General features: G+C 67.5%; 7 protein-coding genes and 2 pseudogenes. 4 read left to right on the forward strand and 5 right to left on the reverse strand.

Annotation, left to right across the window (positions count from 1 at the left end):
* Positions 1-6: 6 nt before the first annotated feature.
* Positions 7-603 (reverse strand): LppP/LprE family lipoprotein, encoded by a 597-nt coding sequence (locus T428_RS0103335; RefSeq protein ID WP_025735351.1) that lies wholly within the window; start codon positions 601-603, stop codon positions 7-9.
* Positions 604-708: 105 nt separating this feature from the next.
* Between T428_RS0103335 and T428_RS0103340 the strand changes: the two genes are divergently transcribed.
* Both T428_RS0103340 and T428_RS0103345 read left to right on the forward strand, forming a co-directional pair.
* The gene (locus T428_RS0103340; RefSeq protein ID WP_025735352.1) at positions 709-2,418 is read left to right on the forward strand and encodes a DEAD/DEAH box helicase; all 1,710 of its coding nucleotides are present in this window, start codon (positions 709-711) and stop codon (positions 2,416-2,418) included.
* Positions 2,415-3,554 carry an acyltransferase family protein gene (locus tag T428_RS0103345; protein ID WP_025735353.1) on the forward strand — a complete coding sequence of 380 codons (1,140 nt, stop codon included), beginning with the start codon at positions 2,415-2,417 and terminating at the stop codon, positions 3,552-3,554. Before T428_RS0103340 ends, T428_RS0103345 begins: the two co-directional genes overlap by 4 nt.
* 11 nt (positions 3,555-3,565) lie before the next feature.
* On the opposite strand, the gene T428_RS0103350 is transcribed toward T428_RS0103345, so the two are convergent.
* The 4 genes and pseudogenes from T428_RS0103350 to tap all read right to left on the reverse strand — a co-directional run bounded on the left by T428_RS0103350 (position 3,566) and on the right by tap (position 8,223).
* On the reverse strand, positions 3,566-4,147 hold the full coding sequence (locus T428_RS0103350; RefSeq protein ID WP_025735354.1) for a TetR/AcrR family transcriptional regulator: 582 nt from the start codon (positions 4,145-4,147) through the stop codon (positions 3,566-3,568).
* Positions 4,147-5,383: pseudogene (locus T428_RS25365) on the reverse strand (cytochrome P450). The gene T428_RS0103350 and the pseudogene T428_RS25365 overlap by 1 nt, the downstream one beginning before the upstream one ends.
* Positions 5,384-5,586: 203 nt before the next feature.
* Positions 5,587-6,942 (reverse strand): FAD-binding oxidoreductase, encoded by a 1,356-nt coding sequence (locus T428_RS0103360; protein ID WP_025735355.1) that lies wholly within the window; start codon positions 6,940-6,942, stop codon positions 5,587-5,589.
* A 33-nt stretch (positions 6,943-6,975) separates the two neighbouring features.
* The gene (gene tap, locus T428_RS0103365) at positions 6,976-8,223 is read right to left on the reverse strand and encodes a multidrug efflux MFS transporter Tap (RefSeq protein ID WP_025735356.1); all 1,248 of its coding nucleotides are present in this window, start codon (positions 8,221-8,223) and stop codon (positions 6,976-6,978) included.
* 72 nt (positions 8,224-8,295) lie between these two features.
* On the opposite strand from tap, the gene T428_RS0103370 reads away from it, so the two are divergent.
* Positions 8,296-9,123 carry a uracil-DNA glycosylase gene (locus tag T428_RS0103370; RefSeq protein ID WP_025735357.1) on the forward strand — a complete coding sequence of 276 codons (828 nt, stop codon included), beginning with the start codon at positions 8,296-8,298 and terminating at the stop codon, positions 9,121-9,123.
* Positions 9,124-9,129: 6 nt separating this feature from the next.
* Positions 9,130-10,259, forward strand: a pseudogene (locus T428_RS25370) (FAD-binding protein).
* Positions 10,260-10,270: the final 11 nt, after the last annotated feature.

Raw genomic sequence — 10,270 nt, forward strand, 5'->3', positions numbered from 1 at the left:
GCCGGGTCAGTGCCCGGGGCCGTTGCCGATCAGCTCGACGGTGTTGCCGTTCCAATGGAATCGGACGTTGGTGTTCAGGCCGTTGATCCCGCTGGGATAGGTCAACGCGACCGTATCGCCGGTGGTTTGGGCCGCGTCGATGCCGTTGAACCCGTAGGTGTCCGGCACGCCCTGCGGGATGAACTGCCCGAGATGGAACAGCACGGCGCGGGTCGTCGGATTGATCGCGTTGGTGTTGGCCTTGATGATCACCGCGGACAGCTGGGCGCACTGGTTGTAGTTACCGGCCAACGGCTCCGGGTTCCACGCCTGTTGGCTGCGCGGATCGCGGGGTAGCTCGGAGACCACTTTCGCGATCGTCGGCGAGGCCAGATTGACCGCGCACGGGTCGGCCGGCGGGCTGGAACCCGGCGACGCGGTTTCGGTCGGCTTCGGGGTGGCCGGGGCGGTGATCGACGCGGTCGCCGTGGTGGCTTGCGGCGTCTTGGCGACCGTCGAATCTCCCGAACCGCAGCCGGCCAACGTCGCGGCGGCCAGGACGCCGACGGTCAGTGTCTCGACACGGCATGGTAGGCACCCCACACCGCGCCACCGTACCGGCATCGCGGGCGCCGGTGTGGCAGGCATGCCGTGCCACTGCCCAGACCGGCGGTGCCCCCACGCGCCCAGCTGCGCTGCGCTGCCGGTCACCACTAAACTTCTCAGACGATGACAGTCCCCGACGGCTCGCCGAGCGCGGCCGCTACTTCGTTTGCCGACCTGCAGATTCATCCCGACGTCGTGCGGGCCCTCGCCGATGTGGGCTACGAGTCGCCGACGGGAATCCAGGCCGCGACGATTCCGGCGCTGATGGCGGGTTCGGACGTGGTGGGTCTGGCGCAGACCGGCACCGGTAAGACGGCGGCGTTCGCCACCCCGATCCTGTCCAAGATCGACGTCGGCAACAAAGCCATTCAGGCCCTTGTCTTGGCGCCCACCCGCGAACTGGCGCTGCAGGTGGCCGAGGCGTTCAGCCGATACGGTGCCCATCTACCGCAGCTCAACGTGCTGCCGATCTACGGCGGGGCGTCCTACGGCGTGCAGTTGGCCGGGCTGCGCCGCGGCGCACAGGTGGTGGACGGCACGCCGGGCCGGGTCATCGACCACCTCGAACGCGGGACGCTGGATCTGTCCCGGGTGGACTACCTGGTGCTCGACGAGGCCGACGAGATGCTCACCATGGGTTTCGCCGACGAAGTCGACCGCATTCTGAGCGAGACGCCCGAGTACAAGCAGGTGGCCCTCTTCTCGGCGACCATGCCACCGGCGATCCGCAAGATCACCACCAAGTATCTGCACGACCCGTTCGAAGTCACCTCGAAGGCGAAAACGGCTACCGCCGAGAACATTTCGCAGCGCTACATTCAAGTAGCCGGGCCGCGCAAGATGGACGCGCTGACCCGGATCTTGGAAGTCGAGCCGTTCGAGGCGACGATCGTCTTCGTGCGCACCAAGCAGGCGATCGAAGAGGTGGCCGAAAAGCTGCGCGCCCGGCGCTTTTCCGCGGCCGCCATCAACGGCGACATCGCGCAGGCCCAGCGCGAGCGGACCGTGGCCGCGCTGAAGGACGGCAGCATCGACATCCTGGTGGCCACCGACGTCGCGGCCCGGGGCCTCGACGTCGAACGCATCTCGCACGTGCTCAACTACGACATCCCGCACGACACCGAGTCGTACGTCCATCGCATCGGGCGCACCGGCCGGGCCGGGCGTTTGGGCGCCGCACTGTTGTTCGTCTCGCCGCGGGAACGCCACCTGCTCAAGGCGATTGAGAAGGCGACGCGGCAGAGTTTGACCGAGGCCGAACTTCCCACCGTCGAAGACGTCAACGCCCAGCGGGTGGCGAAGTTCGCCGACTCCATCACTGGCGCACTGGGCAGCCCGGGCCTCGAGCTGTTTCGCAGGCTGGTCGAGGACTACGAGCGCGAGCACGACGTGCCGATGGCCGACATCGCCGCGGCGCTGGCGCTGCAGTCCCGCGACGGCGAAGAGTTTTTGATGTCGCCCGAACCGCCGCCGCGACGCCGCGAGCGGGACAACGAGCGCCGGGAGCGGCCCGAAAAGCCAAGGGGCATACGGTCGTTCCAGACCTACCGGATCGCCGGCGGCAAGCGTCACAAGATCGGGCCGGGCGCGATCGTCGGCGCCATCGCCAACGAGGGCGGCCTGCACCGCAGCGATTTCGGGCACATCGCCATCGGGCCGGATTTCTCGTTGGTGGAGTTGCCGGCAAAGCTGTCGCCGTCGACGCTGAAAAAGCTTGAAAAGACCAGTATCTCGGGTGTACTGATCGACCTCAAGCCGGATCGCGCGTCCGGCAAGTCCGCGGACAAGCCCCGGCGCGGTGGGCCCAAGCCGCGTAGAAAAGACGCTGGATGACGCTGTCCGACGAACGGGACGCCCAGGGCGGACTCGAGCAGGTCTCGCGCGTCGACCGGGTCGCTTCCCTGACCGGAATCCGCGCGGTCGCCGCGATCCTGGTCGTCGGCACCCACGCCGCCTACACCACCGGCAAGTACACGCACGGCTATTGGGGCCTGGCCGGTGCCCGGATGGAGATCGGGGTACCGATCTTCTTCGTGCTGTCCGGCTTCTTGCTGTTCGGTCCCTGGATCAAGACGGCCGTCGACGGCAGACCGCCGCCCTCGGTGAGTCGCTATGCGTGGCACCGGGTTCGGCGCATCATGCCGGCCTATGTCATCACCGTGCTGTTCGCCTATGTGCTCTACCACTTCCGCAACGCCGGACCGAACCCCGGACACTCCTGGATCGGGTTGACTCGCAATCTCACGTTGACGCAGATCTACACCGACGGCTACCTCGGCAAGTATCTGCATCAGGGGCTGACCCAGATGTGGAGCCTCGCCGTCGAGGTGTCCTTCTACGTGGTGCTGCCGTTTCTGGCCTACCTGCTGTTGGTGGTCATCTGCCGTCGGCGCTGGCAGCCGCGACTACTGGTGGGCACCTTGTTGGGGCTGTCGTTGATCAGCCCGGCCTGGGTGGTGTTGGTGCACACCGATCATTGGTTCGCCGACGGCGCCCGGCTGTGGCTGCCGACCTACCTGGCCTGGTTTCTCGGCGGCATGCTGCTGGCGGTGCTGCAGGCGATGGGCGTGCGCTGCTATGCGTTCGCGGCCATACCGTTGGCGGTCATCTGCTATTTCATCGTGTCCACCCCGATCGGCGGCGCTCCCACGACATCGCCGGCGACGACCCCGGAGGCGGTCGTCAAGACGGTGTTCTATGCCGTGATCGCCACCCTGGCGGTGGCGCCGCTGACCCTACAGGGCCACGGCTGGTACTGGCAACTGCTGGCCAGCCGACCGATGGTGTGGCTGGGCGAGATCTCCTATGAAATCTTCCTGATCCATTTGGTGACCATGGAATTCGCGATGGTCTACATCGTGCGCGCCCACGTCTACACCGGTCCGATGCTGTACCTGTTCGTCGCGACGCTGGCGGTGACGATCCCGCCGGCCTGGCTGCTGCACCGGTTCACCCGGGTGCGCAACTGAGTGACTTTCGGTCAGCGGCGGGCGCTTGCCGGGGCGACGACCGGGACGACGAATTCCTCGATCGTCGCCCGCTCCTCGTTTTCGTCGCGGCCCGGATGCGTCAGCAGCGAGACGATCACCCGCACCGTCCAGCGCGCCCGCCGTTCGATGGCGGCGGGATCGTCGGGCCCCAGTGATTGCAAAAACGCCGACGCCAACGCCGTGATCACGTCGGACTGCCCTGCCAACTCCCCACCGACCGGGGGGCGGGTGGTGGCGAACCACGACGACAGCGCGGGGCTCTCGCGAACCATCCCCAGCGTGACGAGGATGCTCACCACCAGCTTCTCGCCGGGATCCTCGATGCCGCCGGTGCGCGCGATGATGTCGCGACCCAGCCGGTGTGTCTCACGGTGGATGTACGCGGTGCGCAACGCTTCGCGGTTGTCGAAGTACCGATACAGCGTGGCGCGGGAACAGCCTGCGGCCCTGGCGATTTCGTTCATGCCGATCGAATCCGAGTCGCGCTGGGTGTAGAGTTGCTCGGCCGCGTCGAGGATGCGGTCCACGGCTGCTTCGCTGCGGCTGGAGGCTAGCCAATCGTTACCGGCCATCAGGACTTCACCGTGATCGGCACCGACACCGGGCGCCGCACGTAGCTACCGCCGGCCCAGACGATCGAATTCTCGTCGACGTCGAAATCGGGGCAGCGGGCCAGCAGTTCGGTCAGCGCGACCCGGGATTGCATCCTGGCCGCCGCCGCCCCCAGGCAGTGGTGTGCGCCGTGGCTGAATGTCAGGATGTTGCGCGGGTAGCGGGTGACGTCGAGTTCGCCAACGTCCGGTCCGTATTGACGTTCGTCGCGGTTGGCCGACCCGTACAGCAGCAGCACTCGACGGCCGGCCGGGATCGTGGTGTCGCCGATCGTCGCGTCGCGCGTGGTCGTCCGCGCCAGGCCCTGTACCGGCGAGGTCAGCCGCAACAGCTCCTCAACCGCGTCGCCGATCAGCCCGGGCTTGCGCACCAACAACTCTCGCTGATCGGGCCACTGGTGCAGCAGCGGCATCGAGCCGCCCAGCATGCCGGTCACGGTGTCGTTGCCGCCGGTGACCATCGTGAAGGTGAACGCCAGAATCGACAGCGTGCCCGAGATGTCGCCGTCGGCTCCCACTCCGGCGGCGACCAGGTGGGAGATGGTGTCGCCGCGATGTGCGCCGGCGTTCGATCAGGGCGGTGAAGTAGGCCATCATCGAGCCGACCGCGTCACCGGCGGTTTCCAGCGCACCCGCGACGCCGCCGTCGGCGGTGTTGGCCGCGACGATGGCCTGCGTCCAGCCGTCGAACTGGACCCAATCCTCTTCGGGCACACCGAGATAATGCGCGACCACCATCGACGGCAGCGGCTTGAACAACTCGGTGACGATGTCGCCGCCGCCGTTCGACCGCAACCCCTCGATGCGCTCGGTGACGAACTGGCGAACCTTGGGCTCGATGGCCTCGACCTGTCGTGGCGTGAACCCGCGCGACACCGGCTTGCGAAACTCCGTGTGCACCGGTGGGTCCTGCATGACGAACGGCGGATTATCCCGTAGCCCAATCAATTTCAGGTCGTCATAGTTGACCGTCAGGCCCTGCGCCGAGGAGAACGTCTCGTGATCGCGGGCCGCCGACCACACATCGGTGTGCCGGAACAGCACGTAGTAGTCGTGCTCGGGGTGTTTGGCGGGAACGACGTGGTGCACCGGGTCGTGGTCGCGCAGCGCCCGGTACATCGGCCACGGGCATGGCCACGTGTCGGCGTTGGCCAACTCGAACATGACGGGCGCGTTGTGAGACATAACCGCAGTCATGTCTCATTCGTACGACAATTGTTGCGGGATGTCAATGCCTCGGCTTAGTGTGCGTTGGCGGCTTCGGGTGTGCGTCCTGGGTGCCCTCGCCCGGCGTGTCGCCGCCCCAGGCGCACACGGACGCCCCAGGCACGCACGGAAGCCCTGGGCGCACATTCAACGCCCCGGCCGCCTGCGCGTCAGGCGTAGAGCCGCCGTAAGAACTAGATCGCCGCGCCGGGGTTGAGGATGCCCAGCGGGTCGAGCGCCTGCTTGATGCGCTGATTGAGCGCCATCACCTCGGGCCCGAGGTAGTCGTCCAGCCAGGGCCGCTTGAGCCGGCCCACCCCGTGCTCACCGGTCATCGTGCCGCCCAAACCGATGGCCAGATCCATGATTTCGCCGAACGCCAGCTGAGCGCGCTCGGCCATCGCGGCGTCGGCGGGGTCGTACACGATCAGCGGGTGGGTGTTGCCGTCGCCGGCGTGGGCGATCACCGAGATCATCAGGTCGCGCTGCGCGGCGATGCGGGCAATGCCGGTGACCAGCTTGCCCAGCGCGGGAAGCGGCACCCCGAAGTCTTCGAGCAGCAGCGACCCCTTGGCCTCGACGGCCGGGATACAGAAGCGTCGCGCGGAGACGAAGGCCTCGCCCTCGACCGGGTCGTCGGTGGTGAAAACGTCCGTTGCATTGTTCTCGGCAAATATCGCCGCCATCAGCTCGGCGTCCTCGCCACTAGCGCGGCCGCGCTCGTCGGAGCCGGCCACCAGCATCGCGGCCGCCCCGCGATCCAGATCCATGCGCAAGATGTCCTCGACGGCGTTGATCGCCGCCGAATCCATGAACTCCAGCATCGCCGGGCGCAGTCGGGTGGCGACCCCGAGCACCGCGTCGACCGCCGCTTCGACCGAGGCGAAGGTGGCCACCACCACGGCCGAGGTGTTCTGCGCGGGCAGCAGCCGCAGCGTCACTTCCGTGACGACGCCCAACGTGCCTTCACTGCCGACGAACAGCTTGGTCAGCGACAGGCCCGCGACGTCCTTCAGGCGTGGCCCGCCCAGCCGCACCGCGGTGCCGTCGGCCAGCACCACCTGCATGCCCAGCACGTAATCGGTGGTGACGCCGTACTTCACGCAGCACAGGCCCCCGGCGTTGGTGGCAATATTGCCGCCGATGCTGCAGATCTCGTACGACGACGGGTCCGGCGGATACCACAGGCCGTGTTTGGCGACGGCCTTTTTCACCTCGGCGTTGAGCAGCCCAGGCTGGCATACCGCCGTCCGGGTGACCGGGTCGACGGTGATGTCGCGCATCTTCTCCGTCGACAACACGATCCCGTTGGCCAGCGCCGTCGCCCCGCCCGACAATCCGGTGCCGGCGCCCCGGGGCACCACCGGTACTCGGTGGGCGGTGGCCCAGCGCAGCACGGCCTGGACGTCTTCGGTGCAGCGCGCCCGGACCACGGCCATCGGCGTGCCGGCGGACGGGTCGAAGGCCCGGTCGTGGCGATAGCCGTCGGTGATGGTCGGGTCGGTGACAACCATCCCGTCCGGCAGGTCGGCGATCAGGCCGGCCAGCATGTCTGCGTTGACTGCGGCGCTCACGGGGCGATTTTACGGCGCTGAATCCCCGGCAAACTTCGGCGCGCGATCGAGTTCGCGCAGCGACGGCAGCGCACAGGCGACCAGGCCGACGGCGACGATCGGCACAGCCAACGTCAGGAAGGTGACCCGCAGCCCGGCGGCGTCGGCCAGCGGACCGGCCACCAGCAAGCCCAACGGGCCCGCAGCGAAGGTCAGCCCCGTCATCACCCCGACCACCCGGCCGCGCAGATGCTGCGGAGCCCGGGTCTGCATCACGTAGTTGTAGATCGGCTGGATCGGCCCGTAGACCAGGCCGGTCAGACCGCACAACGCCAGGATCACCGGTAGCGGCGGCAAGAACGCGATGCCGACCGACGCGGCGCCGAAGGTCAGTGTCGCGGTGAGCACGGCCGTGCGCCGCCGCACGTATTGCGACAGCACTGCGTAGCCCAGCGCGCCGGCCACACCGCCGACCCCCAGCGCCATCAGCGCCGTGCCCAGCTGCTCGGGTTCGTGACGATCGCTGAAGTACTTGGGAAACAGCACGCTTTCCATCGGCAGATACAGCGCGGTGACGACCAGGTCCACCAGGGCCAGCGTGCGCAGCACCCGCAGGTTCCAGACGAATCGCAGTCCCTCGGCGACCCCGGACACCAGCCCGTCGGGTCGGGTGGCGTGGTGCGGCTTGCCGATGCCCTCCAGCCGCAGCGCCCCAATTGCCAACAACGACAACGCGAAACAGCTCGCCGTGATCCACATCGTGTTGACGCCGCCGACCGTGGCGATCATCAAACCGCCGATGCCCGGGCCGACGATGTAAGCCAGGTTGAGAATCGCTTCGTAGACGCTGTTGGTGCGGTCCAGCGACCAGCCGGCCCGGGCGGCGGCCTCCGGCAGCATCGACTGGCGGGCCGTGGTACCGGCCGGGTCGAAAGCGGCGGAGCAGAACCCCAATGCGGCCAGCGCGGTGGCGTCGATCGTGCTCGCGCCGAAAAGCCAGGCGAGCACCGGGACCGCCGCGACCGCCGAGCCGGACAGTGAATCGGAGACCAGCGAAATGCGGCGGCGCCCGAAAATGTCGACCGCGGTGCCGGCGACCAGGGTGGACAGCACCAGGGGCACCGTCATCGCCGCGGCCACGATCGACGCGTCGCCGGCGCTGCCGCGATGCTGCAACGCCAGCCACGGGAAGGCAACCAGCGAAATGCCGGTACCCGCGGTCGCCACCAGCGTGGCGAACAGGATCAGAAGCGCCGGACCGCGGCTGGAATTCGTCATAGATATCGCCGGGAAAATCTAACCGCAAAGCGATCGCGGCAGCCACCGAATTTCGTGGCGACCGCCGGCTGAATGCAGGATGTTCACGTGCTTGTTCATCCGAATACCGGATCGGCATTCGATTCGCCGGTCGCGCCCGGCACCGGATGGCCCGGCGATCCGGCCACCCCGCTCACACCCAAGGCAGCCGACGCGGCGGGAGTCCGTGCGCTGGCCGCTGCGACCGGCTCGATACCGGAGTTGGACGCCGTGATCAGCGTCTGTCGAGCATGCCCGCGGCTGGTCGCCTGGCGCGAGGACGTCGCGGTGGCCAAACGGCGCGCGTTTGCCGGCCAGCCCTATTGGGGCCGGCCGGTGCCGGGCTGGGGATCGCAACGGCCGCGAATCTTCATCGTCGGGTTGGCGCCGGCGGCCCACGGCGCCAACCGGACCGGCCGGATGTTCACCGGGGACCGGTCCGGGGATCAGCTCTACGCCGCCCTGTACCGGGCCGGACTGGTCAACCAGCCCATCAGTGTGGATGCCGCAGACGGGTTGCAGACCAAGCAGATTCGGATCTCCGCACCCGTGCGATGCGCGCCGCCGGCCAACGCCCCGACCCCGGACGAGCGGGACACCTGTTGGCCCTGGCTGGAAGCCGAATGGCGGTTGGTGTCCGAGCACGTCCGCACGGTGGTGGCCCTGGGCGGGTTCGGCTGGCAGATCGCGCTGCGGCTGCCGGGCGTCACCGGGACCCCCAAGCCGCGGTTCGGCCACGGCGCCGTCGCCGAGTTGGGATCGGGAGTGCGTTTGCTGGGCTGCTACCACCCCAGCCAGCAAAACATGTTCACCGGTAGGCTGACTCCGGCAATGCTTGACGACATCTTCATCGAAGCCAAGAAGCTGGCAGGGATCAATTGACTTTCCATGACTAAGGTACTGATTTCCGGGGCCAGTGTCGCCGGTACAACGTTGGCGTATTGGCTTGGGCAGCATGGCTATTCGGTGACCGTCGTGGAGCGGCACCCCGGGCTGCGCCCGGGTGGGCAGGCGATCGACGTGCGCGGCCCGGCGCTGACGGTGCTCGACCGCATGGGTCTGCTGCAGGCCGCCGCGGACCGCAAGACGGGCATTCGGGGCTCTTCGGTCGTCGACTGTGACGGCAACGAGCTGTCGCGCGACACCGAATCGACGCCGACCGGCGGCCCGATCGACAATCCGGACATCGAGCTGCTGCGCGACGACTTGGTCGAGTTGCTCTACCAGGCAACCCAGCCCGCGACCGAGTACCTCTTCGACGACAACATCACCGCGATGGACAACCGCGGCACCGGCGTCGACGTGACCTTCGAGCGCGAACCCGCGCGAAGCTTCGACCTGGTGATCGGGGCTGACGGTTTGCATTCCAATGTGTGCCGGCTGGTTTTCGAGCCCGAGGAGCGCTTCATCAAGCGGTTGGGGACGCATGCGGCGATCTTCACCGTGCCCAATTTCCTGGATTTGGACTTCTGGCAGATGTGGCATTACGGGGACACCACCATGGCCGGGATCTACAGCGCCCGCAACAACGCCGAGGCGCGCGCCATGCTGGGCTTCATGGACACCGAACTGCGCCTGACTACCGCGATGTCGAGGCCCAGTTCGCCGAGAACGAGCAGCGGATGTCCGACGACGGCTGGGTCCGCCCGCAACTGCTGAAGTTGATGCGCGAGGCGCCGGATTTCTACTTCGACGAGATGGCGCAGATCGTGATGGATCACTGGTCGATCGGCCGGTTGGCGCTGGTGGGCGACGCCGCATACTGCTGCTCGCCGTTGTCGGGTCAGGGAACCAGCGTCGCGCTGCTGGGCGCCTACATCCTGGCCGGCGAGCTCAAGCGCGCCACCGAAGGCGACTGGGTCGACCATGGGGTCGCGTTTACCAACTACTTCAAGCGTTTTCACGGCTACACCGAACGCACCCAGTTCCTGGCCACCGACAACATTCCCGGCGGTGCCCCGATATCGCAGGAGCAGTTCGAGGCGGTCGTGAATTCGATTTCGCTCAGCAATTACTGACGGGAACGAAC

It is taken from the genome of Mycobacterium genavense ATCC 51234 (assembly GCF_000526915.1).
GTDB classification, from domain to species: Bacteria; Actinomycetota; Actinomycetes; order Mycobacteriales; family Mycobacteriaceae; genus Mycobacterium; species Mycobacterium genavense.

Excerpts from the sequence above, each read along its gene's own strand:
- T428_RS0103350 (WP_025735354.1), bottom strand. The coding sequence starts at position 4,147 with ATGGCCGGTAACGATTGGCTAGCCTCCAGCCGCAGCGAAGCAGCCGTG.
- T428_RS0103335 (WP_025735351.1), bottom strand. The coding sequence starts at position 603 with ATGCCGGTACGGTGGCGCGGTGTGGGGTGCCTACCATGCCGTGTCGAG.
- T428_RS0103370 (WP_025735357.1), top strand. The coding sequence starts at position 8,296 with ATGCAGGATGTTCACGTGCTTGTTCATCCGAATACCGGATCGGCATTC.
- T428_RS0103345 (WP_025735353.1), top strand. The coding sequence starts at position 2,415 with ATGACGCTGTCCGACGAACGGGACGCCCAGGGCGGACTCGAGCAGGTC.
- T428_RS0103340 (WP_025735352.1), top strand. The coding sequence starts at position 709 with ATGACAGTCCCCGACGGCTCGCCGAGCGCGGCCGCTACTTCGTTTGCC.
- T428_RS0103360 (WP_025735355.1), bottom strand. The coding sequence starts at position 6,942 with ATGCTGGCCGGCCTGATCGCCGACCTGCCGGACGGGATGGTTGTCACC.
- tap (WP_025735356.1), bottom strand. The coding sequence starts at position 8,223 with ATGACGAATTCCAGCCGCGGTCCGGCGCTTCTGATCCTGTTCGCCACG.